The sequence below is a fragment of the Bartonella sp. CB10SXKL genome, from assembly GCF_042195515.1.
Classification (GTDB): Bacteria; Pseudomonadota; Alphaproteobacteria; order Rhizobiales; family Rhizobiaceae; genus Bartonella.
The window spans coordinates 203,351-223,368 of sequence record NZ_JBHION010000002.1 but is presented as its reverse complement, the minus strand read 5'-3'; the positions used below and the strand labels follow the sequence as shown (position 1 = coordinate 223,368).

Annotated in this window: 10 protein-coding genes and 1 pseudogene; 4 read left to right on the top strand and 7 right to left on the bottom strand. The window is 37.2% G+C overall.

From position 1 onward, the window contains the following. Positions 1-308: 308 nt before the first annotated feature. The 4 genes and pseudogenes from bafA (ACFIK3_RS02140) to bafA (ACFIK3_RS02125) all read right to left on the bottom strand — a co-directional run bounded on the left by bafA (ACFIK3_RS02140) (position 309) and on the right by bafA (ACFIK3_RS02125) (position 12,139). Positions 309-2,870 (bottom strand): BafA family autotransporter, encoded by a 2,562-nt coding sequence (gene bafA, locus ACFIK3_RS02140; RefSeq protein ID WP_375676185.1) that lies wholly within the window; start codon positions 2,868-2,870, stop codon positions 309-311. Between the two features lie 258 nt (positions 2,871-3,128). Further along, positions 3,129-3,363 (bottom strand): annotated as a pseudogene (locus tag ACFIK3_RS02135) (integrase arm-type DNA-binding domain-containing protein); the annotation flags it as partial. Positions 3,364-3,702: 339 nt separating this feature from the next. Continuing rightward, the gene (gene bafA / locus ACFIK3_RS02130; protein ID WP_375667579.1) at positions 3,703-6,267 is read right to left on the bottom strand and encodes a BafA family autotransporter; all 2,565 of its coding nucleotides are present in this window, start codon (positions 6,265-6,267) and stop codon (positions 3,703-3,705) included. A gap of 361 nt (positions 6,268-6,628) precedes the next feature. Further along, the gene (bafA, locus tag ACFIK3_RS02125; RefSeq protein WP_375676184.1) at positions 6,629-12,139 is read right to left on the bottom strand and encodes a BafA family autotransporter; all 5,511 of its coding nucleotides are present in this window, start codon (positions 12,137-12,139) and stop codon (positions 6,629-6,631) included. 571 nt (positions 12,140-12,710) lie between these two features. On the opposite strand from bafA (ACFIK3_RS02125), the gene ACFIK3_RS02120 reads away from it, so the two are divergent. Then, complete coding sequence (locus ACFIK3_RS02120; protein WP_273791063.1) at positions 12,711-14,000, top strand: MFS transporter; 1,290 nt, start codon at positions 12,711-12,713, stop codon at positions 13,998-14,000. Here the strand turns inward: ACFIK3_RS02120 and ACFIK3_RS02115 are convergent. The 3 genes from ACFIK3_RS02115 to ACFIK3_RS02105 are packed head-to-tail and all read right to left on the bottom strand — an operon-like array spanning position 13,997 to position 14,875. Further along, positions 13,997-14,260 carry a hypothetical protein gene (locus tag ACFIK3_RS02115; protein WP_273791119.1) on the bottom strand — a complete coding sequence of 88 codons (264 nt, stop codon included), beginning with the start codon at positions 14,258-14,260 and terminating at the stop codon, positions 13,997-13,999. The two genes, ACFIK3_RS02120 and ACFIK3_RS02115, sit on opposite strands and share 4 nt — an antisense overlap. After that, positions 14,250-14,429 carry a hypothetical protein gene (locus ACFIK3_RS02110; protein WP_375630745.1) on the bottom strand — a complete coding sequence of 60 codons (180 nt, stop codon included), beginning with the start codon at positions 14,427-14,429 and terminating at the stop codon, positions 14,250-14,252. Before ACFIK3_RS02110 ends, ACFIK3_RS02115 begins: the two co-directional genes overlap by 11 nt. Next, positions 14,429-14,875, bottom strand: coding sequence for a DNA polymerase III subunit chi (locus tag ACFIK3_RS02105; protein WP_273791065.1), 447 nt, complete (start codon positions 14,873-14,875; stop codon positions 14,429-14,431). The genes ACFIK3_RS02110 and ACFIK3_RS02105 overlap by 1 nt, the downstream gene beginning before the upstream one ends. Before the next feature lie 397 nt (positions 14,876-15,272). On the opposite strand from ACFIK3_RS02105, the gene lptF reads away from it, so the two are divergent. The 3 genes from lptF to ACFIK3_RS02090 are packed head-to-tail and all read left to right on the top strand — an operon-like array spanning position 15,273 to position 19,912. Next, positions 15,273-16,463, top strand: coding sequence for an LPS export ABC transporter permease LptF (gene lptF / locus ACFIK3_RS02100; RefSeq protein WP_375630747.1), 1,191 nt, complete (start codon positions 15,273-15,275; stop codon positions 16,461-16,463). Further along, positions 16,460-17,551 (top strand): LPS export ABC transporter permease LptG, encoded by a 1,092-nt coding sequence (gene lptG, locus ACFIK3_RS02095; RefSeq protein ID WP_375612925.1) that lies wholly within the window; start codon positions 16,460-16,462, stop codon positions 17,549-17,551. The genes lptF and lptG overlap by 4 nt, the downstream gene beginning before the upstream one ends. Next, complete coding sequence (locus ACFIK3_RS02090) at positions 17,552-19,912, top strand: LPS-assembly protein LptD (protein WP_375630751.1); 2,361 nt, start codon at positions 17,552-17,554, stop codon at positions 19,910-19,912. Positions 19,913-20,018: the final 106 nt, after the last annotated feature.

Genomic DNA, 20,018 nt, shown 5'->3' with positions numbered 1-20,018 from the left:
GCAAAAATCTACACAAATTCTCAAAATATAGAATGAATTATAAAGAAAACTTTAATAAAAATACCTGCAATCGCTCATCCCATCATAAAGATGCGCTACCGACTCTCAATAAATATTGAACCTTCTTTCATAATCTTAAATGCTTCCCATCAAAATTATCATTTAAGCAATAAAAAGTCATAAGAAAAAACTCACATGCAAAAAATATATCTTTTTGAAAGCCTTCTTCTTTAAAGAGGACGAACCTAGACACTTGGTTTGAAAATCCTTCTACACACATTGAGATCAATTAAAAAATAACCATATACTTAGAAACTATAGCGTACACCTATAATTCCCTGAAGGGACTGTTTTGTTTTACGCCCTTTAATATAATGGGCCTCACCATATAACTTTAACTTCTCACTCACTAAACTGCTTAAACCTATTCCTAATTTACCTGCATTCCCTGATAAGTCCGTGGTAAATGAATGCCGTTGATTAATTAACGTTTGATTGTCATCTTTATTCTCACGCAACCATGCTGCTGTAATATACGCAAGCGATGAGGAATCCATGTGAAAACCAAATTCATATCCTAAAGATAAACCAACCTCACTGCGTAATGAAGTGAATGGACGCATGTCACCTGTCATGTCATTCGATAACTTGATTTCTTTACCCTCAACTTGCAACCATGTAAATTGTCCATAAGGCTGCAACCAACTGTTCTTTGACGTCTGAAGTCGATAACCTGCTTCAAAGGAGGCGCCCACCGCCCATTGCCTATAACTTCCTTCAATCCCTAAACCATTCGTTGAAACTGCCTTTAGAGTATTTTGATAATGATTGTATTTTAAAATACCATCGAGATACCATCCACTATGATCCAAATAAGTGACATAAGCGCCAATACCATAAGTATTGATACCACTGATACCCCCCCGTGCATGCGCAACACGGACACGATCATAACTGCCAAAACCACCTATATAAAATTCTCCACTTTCCCACTCGCTTAAACCATTGATCCCTAAAACAATACCTGTCTGATCTAACTTAAAATCTATATGCTCTGTCGCAATACTCTCTTTAGATTTAATCGCATAGGTCCATAAAGCTGCATTCTTTTTACTTTTATCTAGAATCCCTCTTCCCGCACGCACTGTTTGCATTTCGTTGTGAAACACCATCGCTGGAGCTACAGACATAGACAATACCGCATCTGTAGAGGGCGTGGTCAAAAAGTGAGAAACTGAAAGCGTCTCACTCAATTGTGGAGAAGGTTGTTCTTTATGAACTGGACGCAAAATCATTTGATCGGCTAAAGATTGTGAAGATTCTGAAACAACAGCCTGTTGCTCTTCATCAGAAAAATGAAGAGGCCTCGCTAGAGGAAACACCAGACGATTCTGATTTTCTTGAGAGGGAGATACAGAAACACTAGAGACATTCTGCGCTTCTCTTAAATGACGTGGAGGACGTGGTTTAGCTGGTTGTTTTTTAGTAGGTTTACGAGAACCGGTATTTTTTCCTCTAGAAGAAGCACCTTGCTCAGATAATGCAAGAGGAATCTTCGTTTTCTTGTTTACACACTGTGTTTCAGTACTCGAACGTGTCGTACCTTCAGAGGCAGAACTTAAATACCAAATTGTAGAATAACCACTAGAATCAGCACATCTTTCTCTCTTTCGTAAAACATACTGATAGGCTCCACCATCAACAGCTGTAATATAATTACCCGAAAGATCTTCCAGAGTAAAATTAGCGCCTCCTAATTTATCAGTAACTAAATTAATCTCTGTAGCCCAACCATTTTTCTGAGAGATAGGACCTGTAATTTCACGACCAGAATCTGCAACGCTTATTTTGTGATTACCCGAACCTTCATCAATCGACAAGTAATCACTTGCATCCCCCGTAGCACTAATATTGAATCGAAAATGCAAACTTCCTGAAAGTTTCTCAACGTGAAGTGAAATATGTTGTGGATCATACGGTATAGAAGTAAAAATAATAGTCCCATCCTGCCCCCCTAAATCTTCAATTTCAATCTGAGGTTTTTCTCCTATATTCCGTTCACCAACCTCAAATATTGTTTCTTCAACTCTGTCCTTTATAGGAATTTTTTTCTTAGTCGTATGATTTGTCCTATCACCAGCGAATAAATAAAGTTCTCCGTGATCATTGACCATTACTTCTCCAACGACATCTTTTATACCAACATGGAACCATGACTTAGCAAAGTTGTTAACAGTCAGACCATCCACAAACCCTTCAGGATATACAACTTGAATAGCATGATCTTTCAAATTAGTAGCAAAAGATTCTCCTAACGCTAAAACGTGCTGCCTCCCATTTCCAGAGACCTCAGCATACATTGATTTTCCCCCCTCTTTTCTTTCTCCTGCATAAAGATTTTGTTCTCCGTTATTTTCCACTTTCGTATACCACACCCACGCTCCATCATACACATTCTGCTGTCCCACTGCTCCACTATCCCCCGAAACTGTGGATTTATATGCACTACTTTTTCTCTCCACGCTTGTAAGATCAATATTTTTCTCTTCATGAACAAACTGCTGACCTCCAAGGATTTTAGCATCTATTGCATTTCCTCCACGCGTAACTATTTGCATCCCTCCTTTTTCAATAGTGGCACCTACAGAAGTTGCTCCATTTTCAACAATTTCAACACCACCACCTTCGATCTTAACATTATTGTTGAAAAGGGTTGTAATCAGTGCTGAACCTTTTGGTACCTTCCCTCCACTTCCCACATTTTCTAATCTTTTTAACTCTTCATTCCTGTTTTCAACTGCACTTGCAACTTGTACAAGACAACTACTGATCATCAATACTGAAAAACTCAACTTATGTTTATACTGCATTATCGACACTCCACTCTCAATTATTTAGAAAAATATCCCACGGCTACGTAGGTAACTCGTCTTAGATTGTATCGTAATGTGTTTTATTTATGTTTAGAAACACTTTTTAAGTGTATTTTTTAATATAAACAACTTTAAGTTGTGTTTCTATAAAAGCCACTAGAAAGTTCTAACTTACGGCTGAAAATCTTAATAAAATTCAAATTGTTTACTTGAGTTCAAGGAACAATTTTCAATATTTGAAGTTAGATGAACAAAATGCTCGTGCCTAACGAGGTCACGTCCTTCACGGAACACAAAACGCCTTTGAATTGTACATTCACGCGCTTGTTTTAAAGAGACATCTCTCAACGCACCCGAACCCATTTCGCGACGTCATCCCATGAATGGTATACCGGTAAAGCCATTGCGTCCCCAATCTTTACGCTTATGAAGAAGCGAGCCGATATCATCATACACTTTGCCATCCTAATGTTATGATAGCCCTTGACACTAGAGAAGATTCATAAGAGACATTTTTACTCTTTTCTTATATAGTTTTTATACACATGTTCATCCCGCTTGTGATGTGCTAGGCGAATAATTTTGATTGATTCAACATAAACAGATTTGAAATGAGAGAATCCTATGATACTCGGGACTCTCATTCAACATGCATAGAAATGAATTATTATTATAAATTCAGTATGTTGCCTTTAAAAGAGAGAGTATAAAGACATTCCTACTATTTGAGAAAGTCCCTATACTCTCGAAAAGACATAGCCGGGCGTTATCTGTTTAAGCTTGCAAAACAATTACATTTGTAAAATTAATCAGCCGTGTACACACATATTTAGAAACTATAGCGTAATCCTAAAATACCTTGAAGAGCATTCTTAATCTTATGTCCTTTTAGATAATGTGCTTCCGCATAAAGTGTTAGTTTATCATTGACCGTACCGTTTAAACCAATTCCCAATTTACCCGCACTGCCTGATAAATCTGTAATAAATTTATACTGCTTATTAATTGTCGTATAATTATTATTTATATTCTCACGCAACCAAGCTGCCATAATGTAAGCTGTTAATGAAGTTTCTGAATTCACAAAAAATTCATGTCCTGCAGTCAATCCAACTTCACTGCGGAATGAATTTAATGGGCTTAGATCACCTATCATTTCATTGGAAAGTTTTATTCTTTTACCTTCAACCTGCAAACCTGTTAGCTTGATATAAGGCTGCATCCAAGTATTCTGTGCCGGTTCAAAATAACAGCCAATCTCAAATGATCCACCTATCGCCCACTGATTGTAATGACTTTGAATAGCTAAACCATTCGTTGATATGGCTTTTAAATTATCTCGGTAATAATTATATTTCAAAACACCATCCATATACCATCCACGATGATCAAAATAAGTTGCGTAAGTTCCAATGCTATAAGAGCTCAAATCACTATCACCACCTCGTGCATGAGAAACACGTGCTTGATCATAACTCCCAAAACCACCAACATACAACTCTCCATGCCTTAATTCACTCAACTGATCAGCACCAAAGACTAAACCTGTCTGCCCAAGCTTAAAGTGTGTATGGCCTGTCGCAACACGTTCTCTGCTCTTAATCCCATAAGTCCATAGTTCGATATCTTTCTTATTTCTGTCCCAAATTTTTCTACCATTCCGTACAACTTGCAACTCATTATTAAAAATAAGTCCAGGGACTACGGACAACGTTAACACTGCATCTGTAGAGGGGGTTGTTGATGTTTCACCAGGAAAAAAAGGATCTGTCGGATCTGGCATAGAAGGCTCTGGTCCACTGAGGCGGTCTGCCGATAAAAACCAAACTTTCCCATTTTCATCCTTTCTTTCTTTCAAATCATACATATAAGTTCCACCATCAATGGCGTTAATTTTTTCACCCTTAAGATCTGTCAGCGTAAAATGCGCACCACCACTTTGATCCGTAATTAAATCACGCTTATTTGAAAAAGGATCCGTGATTTCAACTCCAGAATCAGCAACACTTATTGTATGTTTCCCAGCGCCTTTCTCAACCAAGAGATAATCACCACGGTTATGGGCAATCGTAGTATTGAACGCGAAATGTAAATTTCCTGAAAGATTATTCACATGAAGCTGAGAATAATATGGATCAGAACCTGTAAACGAAAAAATAACACTCCCTTCACCACTTAATTTTTGTATCAAAGAACTTTTTCCATCAAACTCATCAGTAACAGAGTACAGTTTTGTATCTTTTCCATTTAAAATAATATCTTCTACTGTGGTGCGTTGTTGATCATTCCCAGCATAAAGATGGATCTGCCCAGAATGGTTTACCTGTGTCTTGCCTTCTAATGTTGCTCCAGCATGCACCCATGATTTTGTTTGATCATTCATTGTTAGATTCTTTACAGATCCATCAGTATATATTTCCTGAATAGCACTCTCATTTAAAGTGACTCCAATAGCCTGACCGCCTTTTAAGATACGTTGTTTACCACCACCAAAAACTTCTGTGTCAAATGCAAAACCACCATTTTTTGCACTTTGAGACTTTTTTCCAACCTCTTGGACACCCCCTCGCATAACTTTCGTATTCCAAACTTTTCCGCCATCATATACTTTTTGTTGGCCTAGTGTTTCATCTTGACCATAAATGACAGTATGAGAAGCACTACTCCCTTTAATCTCTCCTCCAATATCCCCCTCGCCGAAAACAAGCTGCTCACCACCATAAATTTTAGTCCCTTCTACTTTTCCTCCATTTCCAACACTTTGGTGTCCGCCTTCTTCAACAACAGCATTTTTCGAAAAACCTTGTTTTCCCTTCAAAGCCTGAACATTTTCAATTCCACCATGTTCAATTTTACTATTCTCACTGAGTCCTCCTGCATACACATAAAGCTCTGCACCATTCCTTACAGTGTTATTAATGGATCGCCCTGGACTATCAATCTCACCATCATTTGAAATGTATGCTTTACCTTCATTATCAAGGATATAATTTTCTAAAATTGCCCCATCTTTAATGGAGATAAGTTCAGGCTTTTTAAGAAACGCAGTATTTTGTTCTTGTGCATTATATCCAGCATTGTCACGATGACTACTGTCAAGTTCCTGTTGACTCGCAAACACTCTAGCACCCTTATCCATGATAAAATCGCTAGGCTTTTTCAAAAAGTCTAATTCATTGCGCGTTCTTACCATGGCATCATTAGAGGCTCCAAGTATGCATCTGCCTGTTTTCATATCCTCATTGTATTGATCTTGAAATACTTTATCATTTTCATAACTTGAAGATTGACAAAAAAGTGCTGGTCCCCCCTCATTTGCAGCAGCAGCTTGCACAAAACAGCTGCTCAACATGAGTATCCAACAATGTCGTTTCCATTTATATTGTAGAGCCATATCCTCCCCCTTCACGCCTGCATAGACACTAAACGTAATTAGCTCTACAAAATATATTTTCAACCTTAGATTGCAACAATCCTTCTTAAAAATCATCCTTATCTCATAAAAAACCGCTCTTTATAGTTTTTAAATACTTTTTTGATCAAGAATATAAGAGCGCTCTTATAGTGCTTCTTTAGCATTTTCTCGGAGTTTTCTTATCAAAGATAAAAAGTAATGCATAATCAAGTATATAAGGGTATACAGTTTATCATGAACAACGAAGCTGCGTGCTCTGAAAAATTGTTCTCTGAACCTTTAATTAAAGACCTTTAAAAACAATCATATATTTAAAGATAACTAAAAAATAACCATATATTTAGAAACTATAGCGTACACCTATAATTCCCTGAAGGGACTGTTTTGTTTTACGCCCTTTAATATAATGGGCCTCACCATATAACTTTAACTTCTCACTCACTAAACTGCTTAAACCTATTCCTAATTTACCTGCATTCCCTGATAAGTCCGTGGTAAATGAATGCCGTTGATTAATTAACGTTTGATTGTCATCTTTATTCTCACGCAACCATGCTGCTGTAATATACGCAAGCGATGAGGAATCCATGTGAAAACCAAATTCATATCCTAAAGATAAACCAACCTCACTGCGTAATGAAGTGAATGGACGCATGTCACCTGTCATGTCATTCGATAACTTGATTTCTTTACCCTCAACTTGCAACCATGTAAATTGTCCATAAGGCTGCAACCAACTGTTCTTTGACGTCTGAAGTCGATAACCTGCTTCAAAGGAGGCGCCCACCGCCCATTGCCTATAACTTCCTTCAATCCCTAAACCATTCGTTGAAACTGCCTTTAGAGTATTTTGATAATGATTGTATTTTAAAATACCATCGAGATACCATCCACTATGATCCAAATAAGTGACATAAGCGCCAATACCATAAGTATTGATACCACTGATACCCCCCCGTGCATGCGCAACACGGACACGATCATAACTGCCAAAACCACCTATATAAAATTCTCCACTTTCCCACTCGCTTAAACCATTGATCCCTAAAACAATACCTGTCTGATCTAACTTAAAATCTATATGCTCTGTCGCAATACTCTCTTTAGATTTAATCGCATAGGTCCATAAAGCTGCATTCTTTTTACTTTTATCTAGAATCCCTCTTCCCGCACGCACTGTTTGCATTTCGTTGTGAAACACCATCGCTGGAGCTACAGACATAGACAATACCGCATCTGTAGAGGGCGTGGTCAAAAAGTGAGAAACTGAAAACGTCTCACTCAATTGTGGAGAAGGCTGTTCTTTATGAACTGGACGCACAATCATCTGATCGGCTAAAGAGTGAGAAGATTCTGAAACAGCAGTTTGTTGCTCTTCAGCAGAAAGAGGATGAGAACTCGCTGGACCTGAGACTTCAATAACGTGACTTCCAAGAGAGGAAACAGTTGGAGAAACAAAAGCTGGAGATCTTTGACTCAAGTTTTGGCGGTTTTTTCTTCGACGTGGCAATTTAATAGCATGCTCTTGTGATGCTGCAATCGTTGAAAGAGAAGAAACTGATTGATTTTGATTTAAATGCCGCACAGATCTGCTTCTACTACGTGGTAAACTGTTGAGAAATGAAACATTATCAATAAATACTGCAGATAAATACCAAACTTTTTCACCCCCATCCTCATCAATTCTCTGTTTTAAACCATACGTATAGGTTCCGCCATCAATAGTTTTAACATTTGCACCAGAAAAGCTTCTCAGGGTAAAATGTGCGCCACCACTTTGATCAAAAATTAAATCAAGTTCTGTTGAAGAGGGATCAACAATTTCAATACCGGAATCTAAAATACTTATTGTGTGAGAACCACTCCCATTCTTGATAAAGAGATAATCACCTTTTTCTTCTGCAAGGCTAACATTAAAGTTAAAATGTAGACTCCCTGCTAGATTATCAATGTAAAGCTGAGAGTAATATAAATCATCTTCAAAAGAGGTAAAAATGACTTTTCCTACACCGCTTAACTGCTGAATGCGTGTACTTTTGTCGTCAAACCCACGAGCAACGGAGTATAATTGAGCGTCTTCTCCATTTAATTCAATGTTTTCTACTATAGTTTGTTGACCATCGTCTCCAGCATCAAGATGGAGCCCACCAAAATCCTGAACTTTTATTTCTCCTCCTAATATTGCACCAGGAGAAATCCATGAATTAGCATTACCTTCAATCGTTAGATTCTTTACAATTCCACCTGCATAGACTTCTTGAACACCACCAGTGCGTAAAATGACTGTATTTGCTTCACCTCCTGCTAAAACACGCTGCACACCCTCTGAAAAGATTTCAGCATTTACAGCTAAACCGCCGGCTTTTTCTGCAAAGTTATCATCATTAGGAAACCACTTAGCAAGAGTTTGTACTCCTCCACTCATCACTTTTGTTCCCACAGCCATCCCATCATCATATACATTCTGCTGTCCCAGCGTATCACCTTGACCATAAAGTGTCGTGTTATAAGCACTGCTCCCCACAATTCCACCATTTACATAACCATTTCCGAAAACAAGCTGCTCCCCACCATAAATTTCAGCTCTCAATGCAGAGCCTCCCCCCTCCACTTTTTGTTTTCCACCCTCGTAAATAATCGTAGATTCTGAGACCCCCTGTTCCCCTACAATCTCAGTACCACCATTTTCAATGGTTGTATTTTTACTGAAACCACCAGCTTCAACATAAAGTCTTCCTGATCCCTGAATTGTATTATTAATAGACTTCTTAAGAACACCTTGCTCTCCATCATCAGAGACATAAACTACGTTATCATCACCGAGCAAAGAGCTTTGTAGAATTCCTCCACCTTCCCCAATGCTGTAATGAATTACATCAGAGATACTAAAATCTTTTGACGATGTCATATTTTCTTCTTTTTCAGGAAGCTTATCTATAGGCGACTCCACATGAGGTGAAGAAATTACAGGAGCAGAAGTTATTTGTGATGTAGCCAAAGACCAAGTCTTTCCCCCATTATCATCTTTTGTCTTTAAGCCATACATGTAGGCTCCACCATCAATCGTACTAGTCTCTTCACCAGAAAAATCTGTCAGAGTAAAATGCGCATTTCCGCTTTGAACATGAATTAAATCAAGCTCCAAAACTAAATTCTGATCTTGTAGAGGAGAATTGGTCATTTCAACACCAGAATCGATAACACTTATGGTGTGATTACCTGATCCTTGTTTTATCAGAAGATAATCACCGCGCTGTTCTGCAAAATTAGTATGCAACCTAAAATGTAAACTCCCTGAAAGATCATTGATCTCAAGTTTAGAGTAATGTGGATTAAACACGGTAGAAGTAAAAATAACACGACCATTCCCACTCAGATTCTCAATCAAAGAACTTTCACCATCTATATTAGAGGCAATCGCGTACAATTTTGTATCTCTGCCATTTAAGACAATTTTTTCTACTTCAGTACGAGATCGCTCAGCACCAGCATAAAGATAAATCCGTCCAGAATCATGAATCATAGTGCTTCCTTCTAATGTTGCACCAAAATGTAACCACGATTGTGCTTGATCTCTAATTATTAAATCCTTTACATAGCCTCCTAAATCTATTGCTTGGAAAGCATTCCCTTGTAAAAGAACGCCAATCGCGATTCCCCCCGCTAAAATGTGTTGCTCTCCACCAGAAAAGACCTTCGTATCAAATGCAAAACTGCTATAATCGTTTAGATCCTCTTCTACATAAAGATTTTGTATCCCTCCTTCCATGATCTTTGTGTTAAACACCTCTCCATCATCGTACACATTCTGGTATCCTAGCACTCCATTTTTACCAGAAACGATAGTGTCATAGGCACTGCTTCTTACCATCTCACCTTTGATATCAGACTTTCCTGAAACAAACTGCTCACCACCGTAAATTTTAGCCCCTTCAGCTTTTCCCCCATCTTCAACCTTTTGTTGCCCACCTTTATGAACAATAGTATCCTGTGAAAGACCCTGTGTTTTAATAAGCTCAGTGCCACCTCTTTGAATTGTCGTATACAAGCTAAAACCACCGCTATAAACGGAAAGCTTTCCACCATCTTTAACTGTATTACTAATTGAAGTTTCTCCATTGCTATCAACTTCCTTGCTACTCGTGTCAAAGCTAGGATCAGCAATAGAAACAGTTGTTCCTTGATCAATTGTGAGTTCTGTAAGTAAATCACTTGATGAACCAGTATATGGTTTCAATACACTATCAAAAACTTGAGAAGTTGTCTCATCAATGGTGTGGTTTGCATCTAAGTACCAAACTTTACCAGTACCCTTATTGTTTCTATGTTTCAAACTGTACCGATAGGTTCCGGCATCAATAGTTCCGATTTTTTCACCAAAAGTGTTTGTCAGAGTAAAATGGGCATTTCCGCTGCGATCAGTAATTAATTTAAGCTTTTTGTAAGAAGAATTTGTAATTTCACGCCCAGAATCAGCCACACTTATTGTGTGAGAACCAGAGCCCCTTTTTTTAATCACAAGATAATCACTAAGCTGCTTGGCAAAATTGACATTAAAATCGAAATGTAAAGAACCTGAAAGATCATCAATATTAAGTTGAGAATAGAGCTTATTCGTCCCTAAAGACGTAAAAATAACTCTGCCACTTCCTTTTAAATTCTTAACATTAATCTCAGGTTTTTTGCCGTTATCTTCAGACGCAATAATGTATAGTTTGCTATCTTCTCCATTTAAATTAAGATTTTCTACTTCCGTAACAGCTTCACCATTCCCAGCATAAAGATAAAGACTACCAAAATCATGAACATTTGTATTTTCACCTAATATCGCACCAGCAAAACCCCATGACCTTGCTTGATGCTTAATAGTTAGATTATCCGCATATCCAGAATCATATATATTCTGAATAGCTCTATCGTATAAAGTAACTTCACTCGCATTCCCTCCTGCAAAGATATTCTGCATACCATTTTTAAAAAGTTCGCTACTCAGTGCAAAAGCCCCCTCATTAATTGTAAAATCTTCATCTTCTGTATCGGCTGTATCAGCATCTTCTGAAAAGCCGTTATGAAAATTCTCTTCACCATCAAGATTCTGGACACCGCCTCTCATAATCTTTGTGTCAACAGCCATCCCCCCACTATAGACACTTTGTAGTCCTAGTATTCCATCTTCAGCATAAATTTCGGTGTTATAAGCACTACTTGCCTTATCTTTACGCAACAAACCAGATCCAAAACTTCCCTTACCAAAAATAATCTGCTCGCCACCATAAATTTTAGTACCTTCTGCATTTGCACCACTCTCAACAATTTGTTTACCCCCTTTTTTAACAGCGGCATATTCTGAAATGCTCAAGTTTTGGACAAACTCAATCCCACCATGCTCAATTGTCGTATCCCTGCTAACACTTGCTGCATCAATGTAAAGTTTTCCACCCTCCTGAACCGTATTATTGATAGAATATCCAGCGTCTTCATAATTAAAGCTATTTACTTTTTTACCAGAGTCCTCAGAATCACGGTCAGTAATATAAACGGCAATATCATCATAAATTATTGAATTTGTGAGTACTTCAAAGAATAGGTTTTCTAATCTCTTCCTCCCCTCTTCTGAAGGATTACTTCCTTCTGCTCTCTGTTTATTCTCTATCCTTTTTGATCCCCCCTTTTTTTCTTTTAATCCCCTTACTTCCGATAACAACTTTCTTGTCTCTTCTAGATGTTCACTGATACTTACTGGTGTTAATAACTTTTCTCTTGGTGTAGCTACTCCATCTGCACTCGCAATCTTGACAAAAAAACCACTGGTCATTAATGCATAAAAACTTAATTTCATTTTGCGGTGCATTATTCACACTCCATAATTTCAAATTTAAATTCCCCCATTTAGAAAAAAGTGCATAGACAAAAACAACACAACGTAATTGCTCAACCTCATGTCTTTTAAGATAGCAAAGCATACGATGGATTAAGCTATGATAGACGAAATATACACCTTGTGTTTTAAAATGCATACACAACTAAAAGATTTAATTTATTTTAGATACACTTTAAAAGTGTTGCAATTGCATCCATAAAAATATTTTTAATATTTTGAGACACTAAATACTGATCTACGAATAAGATTGATCCCTTAATAGATAAAAATGGCATTAAACTTTAAAGGAAACAGCAATGTGAATGAGAGCTGCGTTTATAGCCACCTATTGCCATCTTCTACAGCATTTAAAACAGCGTCTTTATTTTATTCATTTTGGATAATATATAGAACACTTATTCATACTCATCAGTCCATAATCATTGTTCTAATATATAACGAAGTGTCATAATATTGACTCGACACTGATTTGAAATTTCTATAGTTATAGTCAGTTAACTCGTTATTTGATTTGTCATATACTGAAAGGGACATTCTATTCATGTCTATAAACTCAGAAATGAAAGCTACAAGCAACAGAAACTCCCCTCGTCGAATTTTATTTGCAAGCCTTATTGGACCAACAATTGAATTCTTCGATTTCTATGTCTTTGGCACTGCCGCAGCTCTTATATTTCCTCATGTGTTTTTTCCAACACAAAATGATCAGACTGCCATTTTACAATCTTTCCTAATATTTGGAGCAGCCTTTTTTGCCCGCCCTTTTGGATCAGTTGTTTTTGGACATTTTGGGGATAAAATTGGAAGAAAAGCAACACTTATTGCTTCTCTTCTCACAATGGGTCTTTCAACAGTCATTATTGGTTTTCTTCCTACTTATGAAATAGCAGGGTGGTTTGCCCCTTTCCTCTTAACCTTGTGCCGTATTGGACAGGGAATGGGATTAGGAGGAGAATGGGGAGGCGCTGTTTTACTCGCAACAGAAAATGCCCCTCCAGAAAAGCGCGGCTGGTATGCGATGTTCCCCCAATTAGGCGTTTCAATAGGTTTGTTTTTATCTATTGCTGTTTATTTAGCTCTGTTGCATTTCCTTGATCGTGCGGAACTTTTAGCTTGGGGATGGCGTATTCCTTTTATTGCTTCAGTTGTTTTTATGATTATAGGATTATGGGTCCGTCTTTCAATTAATGAAACTGTTCAATTCAAAAAAACTCTTGAAAGTAAAGAACATGTCAAAGTTCCTATCATAGATGTCTTTTTAAAATGTCCACGAATCCTATTTCTTGGAGTATTTTCTGGTATGGCAACTTTTGTTTTGTTTTACTTGGTTACTACATATTTGTTAAGCTATTCAACAAACCATCTGCAATTGCCATTTCATCAAGCTCTTCAAATCGAAATTGTCGGTGCTATTTTTTGTGGGATTTTTACTGTCATCACTGGAAAACTCGCTGACCGTATTAGACGTAGAACTTTGATGATTTGGATTACAATCATCACCGGTATTTATTCTTTCGCAATTCCTTATTTCTTAAATTCTGGAGTTATAGGAGTCCTTGCAATGTCTGTTATTGGTTTGTCTCTCATGGGAATGATATACAGTCCTCTTGGTGCTGTTTTGGCTTCACCATACCCAACAGCAATCCGATATACCGGTTCTTCTATCACTTTCAATTTATCTGCTATCATAGGAGCTTCTCTCGCGCCTTATATTGCAGAATATCTGGTGCAACATTTCGATACATCTTATATCGGTTATTATTTGCTTCTTGCTTCTTTTATTTCACTGATTTGCTTCGTCGGATTTACAGATGATGAAATATCCAACTAAAATATAATAACGAAGAATAAAATAAGGACTGGCGGCAAAAATGCTGCCAGTTTTGTTTTTAAAGACAGGGGTTGAGGTATTTTCCACCACAATATTCCCGCAAACAATGCACTCAAAAAGAAAAATAAAAAATCTGCAATATTACTCATATAAGCAACAGCAAACATTTTTGATAAGATATGCGTTGTCCCCAACCACGACACGCAAAAGAAGGACAACATCACAGCCCATAAAATAAGCAAAATTCGATCAATAATCATCATCATGGCGTTTCGTTTTTTTAATTATAGGCCATATCTTTAGCATGCCTAAAAGAAAAATCACAATAAAAACCCAACGCCCTCCCCCTGAACCTTCCGTAATAAAAAGTGCTGGATTTACTATTCCCAGCAATCCTATAAAAATCAGAGCAATAGATACGAGACGCATTAAACCTGTTTTTCCCAGCGACGATCTTCAGTCTGTTGCCAATACGTTAAATTATGATTTTCCATTTTATATTTTTTCCACTGTGCACGAACGAGATTCAACTGCTCTTCACTTCTACCATCAAATATCACGACAAGCCGTTGATAAGCATCAATATCCGAACAAACAGCTCCCTCTATGAGAAAACGAACCTTTGAATCATTCGGATTTTCTTGTCCTGTCGTCAGAAATACAGGCTGAAAGTTTGAATATTGATCACACTCCGTTCCATGTCCAATAAATGATTCATCAGCATAAACCCATAAATGTATATCTATAGAATCGCGTTGTTCTTTACTCACACATTGTATTGTTACTTTACCAAAACGAGCCAATGCACGCTCCACAAGCGTCGGCAAAATATCCTTCAGCGTTGACTGCGTCAAATGATAGAATAAAATATCCAATCTCTTAAGCCTTCATCATTCTTTATAAAAAAGCTAACATCTTTTTAAAAAAACTTCTATATCTCTAATACAAAGGAAACGGTTCAAGATATAAACCCTCTTTTTTGATGGAGATGCATCATCTTTTTGCACGTGTCTTTAAAAGACAATAATTTTTATTTTCAACGTTAATAAAAAAGTTTTTTAAGTTATTTTCTAGATTCTTTGTAGACTATAGTTGAAAATAAAATATAATGTACGGAAAATTTAAAGAGGACCTCATAGGCAATTTGATATTATTTATTTGGTAAAAATATCCAATTCATGAAAGGATATTTTTTCAAACTTTATTACATTTTAACCGAAAGCAGTAAAAATATTTGCTATCGAATTAAAGACTGAGGATTTTCCCCAATTTATGCGTATTATTGAGTTCTACATCCTGAAACGTGTCCTTGTTTTGTTTAGTTCTGTCATGATTGCAGCAGTGGGCGTTAGTTGGACTATACAAATTCTTGCACGGATAAACTTTCTCACAACAAGTAAACAAACACTCCTCACAGTCTTACAATTTTCACTTTCATTGGTTCCTTCTGTTATTTTTCTTGTCATTCCATTTGCATTAGTGATCGCAGTTACAACCATCCTCTCAGCAATGCATCAAGACTCAGAATTTGCTGTCATCAATGCCTCTGGTTTTCCTAAAAGTACTGTTTGGAAACCTATCCTTCTTCTTGCTATTGTTGCATCCTGTATCTCCTTTTCTATAGCTAATTTTGTTGTTCCTCAAGCGCGTCTTCATATGCGACAAATGCTAGCAAGCGCTCATTTTGATCTTATTAATCTATTCATTAGTGAAGGGAGCTTTCAAAAACTCGCCAATAACCTTTACATAGAAATTGGCGAACGAAATCCAAACGGAACACTTGAACGCCTTTTCATTGCCGACCAGCGTGATCCTAAGACTGATCTTTTTTATTATGCAACAGACGCATCCATTGTGAGCAATAAAAACGGCAGTTTTCTGGTTCTCAATAACGGTGAAATAGAAAGAGTCAATCATCAAAATAACAGTGTTTCAATCGTGCAATTTAGCTCATATACTTTTAGCCTAGGAGAGTTTATCCCCAGTGATAAAACACCTACTCTTTATCCAAAAGATCAGTCTCTTTCTTATTTACAAAACCCTGACCCAAAAGATCCCTACTATCAACGAAAACCACTCCAATATAAAGCTGAATTTCACCGCAGATTAACACAATGGCTCTACCCTATTGTTTTTTCACTTATTGCATTAGCAGCGGCAGGAGATGTACGCTCCCATCGACAAGCTCGTCATTCCGCAAATCTCTCGGCAATTGCCCTTTCTTTTCTGGTGTATTGGATAGGATATTTTTTCGCAGAAAAATCAAAAAGCGATCTTGCATACGTTCCTCTCCTTTATATTATACCCATAGGAACAAGTGCATTTGTCTTTTTTATGCTTTTAACGAATCATAAAATTGGGCTTCCCACAAAAGTTAATGAGATACTTCAAATCGCTTTTCAAAAAATAATGAACAAATTTGAACAGCGAAAATCTCAAGATTCCTCGGATAAAATATCATGATTGGGTGGACACTTGGACGATATTTTTTTATACGGTATCTTAAAATAACTTGTTATTTCTGGGGAAGCATTTTTGTTCTTGCTCTTTTAATCGATTTCACAGAGAATTCCGGTAGGCTATCTTCCCTTCCGCATTATACAGCAAAAGATGCATTTTTCCTCTCTGCTTTACGCATCCCTTTTATCATGCAACAACTTATCCCTTTCATTGCACTCTTTTCTGCAATGGCAACGCTTATCTCGCTCAACAAAAAACTTGAACTTGTAGTGACTCGTTCAATCGGTGTTTCTGCATGGCAATTTCTTATGCCAGCTTGTTTTGGAGCTTTTCTTTTGGGATTATTTTCAATTCTTCTCATTAATCCACTTGCTGCATGGGGATTTTCTCAAGCAGAAAAAAAGATGACTGAATGGCGCAATCACAATGTACTAACACCTCTTCACAATACAAGTATCCACTGGTTAACACAACGTACAAATTTAGGCAGAACAACCATTGGTGCCAAATCTATCACCGATCAAGGACTTTCTCTTCTCGATGCAACCTTTGTACAATACAATGACAACGCAACCGTCAAAAATTGGATTAACGCCCCAAAAGCAACCTTGACTAATGGATTTTGGCTATTAACAAATGGAACAATCTATAAAATAGGGCATCCTCCTGAAAAATTTACCGTGTTGCAAATAAAAACCAATCTAAAACCTGAATTTTTAACGGAACGTTTAGTGAATCCCGCAACTATTCCATTTTACCAATTGCCAAAAAAAATTATGATTGCACGTTCATTTGGCTATTCTGCTAATAATTTTGATATGTATTTTCAATCTTTGATTGCATTACCGGCATTGCTTGTGGCAATGACCCTCATTGCAGCAACTGTATCTTTAAATTTTACACGTTTTGGGCAATCTAGAATGTTGATTCTTGGTGGCGTAATAGCTGGGTTTATGCTTTATGTTATTTCCGTACTTGTTCAAGCTTTTGGTAATGCTGGATATATTCCACCAATTATTGCAGCTTGGACACCCGTTGTTATTGCGTTATTCTTAGGAATCTCTTTTTTACTTCATAAAGAGGATGGCTAAGTGAAAGCATTAACACTTAAAAAAACTATTTTAACAAAATTAAGTGCTCTCGCTTTTAAAAGTGTTATAGGGGTTATTTTAGGAAGTGCTTTGTCTTATTGTGCGCACGCTCAAAGCCTTCTATCTCCTTCTCAAAGTCGCATTCAAAATCCGGAACCTCCTCTTTTGCTCTCTGCGGATGAACTCATCTACAATCGTGATGAAAACACTGTTTCTGCACACGGTAATGTTCAAATCGAATATGATGGCAATAAAGTTGTCGCTCAAAAAATTATTTACAATCAAAAAACAGGACGGCTTATAGCACAAGGGAACGTTGAAATTACTCAAAAGGATGGTAATAAAATTTATTCCAACCAAATTGATATGACCAAAGATCTTGGCGAGGGTTTTGTAAACGCCTTACGTATTGATACAGCCAACAATGTTCACTTTTCAGCCCAAAATGCTACACGCAAACACAACCACATAACAGTCTTTGAAAATGCAACCTATACAGCCTGTGAACCTTGCTCTTATAAACCAGATCGAGACGTCCTATGGAAAATTAAAGCAAGAAAGATCATATGGAATAATAGCATCAAAAAAATTCGGTTTGAAAATAGCAGTTTTGAAGTTTTTGGTGTACCGATTATAAAATTTCCAAATTTTGAGATCTATGATCCAACTGTTAGGCGTGCTAGCGGTCTGCTTACTCCTCATTTTTTTTATACTGATTATCTCGGTATGGGGATAAAGAATTCTTATTTCTGGAATCTCGCCCCCCATTATGATTTTACCCTTTCTTCTACGGTTTATACCCAACAAGGGCTTTTAACCGAAGGGGAATGGCGTCAGCGTTTAAAAACGGGACGTTATAACATTCGCTTTGCTCATATATATCAAATGAAACCGCATAGATTTGATAATGATACGATTGATGCCCAACATAAAAACCGTTATATGCTGGCGACAAAGGGGGATTTTCGTATTAATTCACACTGGACTTATGGATGGGATATTCTTGCACAATCAGATCGGCATTTTAGTCGTGCCTATAAACTTGAAAACTATAACAATCCTACACAACTTTCTCAGATCTATCTGAATGGTCTTGCAGGAAAAAATTATTTTGATATGCGTTTTTATCATTTTAAAGTTCAAGATTCAATATTGAATGATCCTCATTATGAACGTCACTCTCGGCAAGCGTGGGTCTTACCACGCATCGATTATTTTTTCACACCAGATGAACCCATTTATAATGGAGAGCTTACCTTCCATAGTAATATGCAATCAGTTTATCGTCGCCATGCTGACTTCAGTTCACCCGACCAGAACGGAAACCCTCTCAACACAGTAAAACTTTCTGGTATGGCTGGAAATAGTTTACGTTTAACAAACGAGCTTCAGTGGAAAAAGCGCTTCAACACGCACAACGGACTCATCTTAACCCCTCTTCTCTCTCTACGAGCTGATATCATTACAACCAATGCAAGAGAAAATCACACAGATTCTATAGAAAACAATGCCTTATCCGCAATTCATGGTTCAGCAATTCGTGGCATGGCAACAGCAGGGTTGGAACTACGCTATCCCTTCCTCATTACAGCTGATCATTCTACACATATTATAGAACCAACTGCACAAATTTTTATACGCAATAATGAACAATATATTGGACAAATTCCTAATGAAGATGCTCAAAGCTTTGTCTTTGATGCAACCACTCTCTTTCAACGAGACAAATTTTCTGGTTATGATCGTGTAGAAGGTGGTACAAGAGCCAATATAGGTATAAGATATTCTGGAAGCCTTAATGATAATTGGTCTCTTTATGGTCTCATTGGACAATCCTTTCATCTAGCAGGAAAGAATTCTTTTGCAGAAAAGGACTTTATCAATGTCGGTACTCATTCTAGCTTAGAGGCAAAACGTTCAGACTATGTTGCAATGTTTGGTACAACCCATAAAAGTGGTTTTTCCTTAGAAACGCGTGGACGCTTTGACAAAAAAACAGGAAAAATCCGCCGTAGTGAAATCGAAGCATCACAAAAATGGCAAAATTTTTGGGCAGCTCTACAATATGCCTATATCGCAAAGCAACCAGATTATGAATATTCTCAAGAGCGCCAAGAAATTTCTTTTCAAACAGGACTTAAATTGGCAGATTATTGGTCCATTAATAGCAACGCCGGTTATGATTTAGTATCTGGTACATTTATAAAGCGAGGAATTAGCTTGAGTTATATGGATGAATGTTTCGGGTTAACATTCGGTTATCAACAGGTAACGAATCCAGGCAGGAAAGCACCCTTGCAAAACTTTAATTTCTCTCTTTCATTGCGTACGATTGCAGATATCGGAAAAAAGATAGATTAATTTATAAAGGGAATGTATCAGTCATTTAACTTATCATTGTTTTTATGAAAGAAAGCGTGTATTTTAAGTTGTTGATGAGAATTAATAAACAATGCGAAAGCCTATT

What these genes read in the sequence shown, in the direction of transcription:
- ACFIK3_RS02115 (WP_273791119.1), bottom strand. Translation starts at nt 14,260, where the DNA reads ATGATTATTGATCGAATTTTGCTTATTTTATGGGCTGTGATGTTGTCC.
- ACFIK3_RS02120 (WP_273791063.1), top strand. Translation starts at nt 12,711, where the DNA reads ATGTCTATAAACTCAGAAATGAAAGCTACAAGCAACAGAAACTCCCCT.
- lptG (WP_375612925.1), top strand. Translation starts at nt 16,460, where the DNA reads ATGATTGGGTGGACACTTGGACGATATTTTTTTATACGGTATCTTAAA.
- bafA (WP_375676185.1), bottom strand. Translation starts at nt 2,870, where the DNA reads ATGCAGTATAAACATAAGTTGAGTTTTTCAGTATTGATGATCAGTAGT.
- bafA (WP_375667579.1), bottom strand. Translation starts at nt 6,267, where the DNA reads ATGGCTCTACAATATAAATGGAAACGACATTGTTGGATACTCATGTTG.
- lptF (WP_375630747.1), top strand. Translation starts at nt 15,273, where the DNA reads ATGCGTATTATTGAGTTCTACATCCTGAAACGTGTCCTTGTTTTGTTT.
- ACFIK3_RS02110 (WP_375630745.1), bottom strand. Translation starts at nt 14,429, where the DNA reads ATGCGTCTCGTATCTATTGCTCTGATTTTTATAGGATTGCTGGGAATA.
- bafA (WP_375676184.1), bottom strand. Translation starts at nt 12,139, where the DNA reads ATGCACCGCAAAATGAAATTAAGTTTTTATGCATTAATGACCAGTGGT.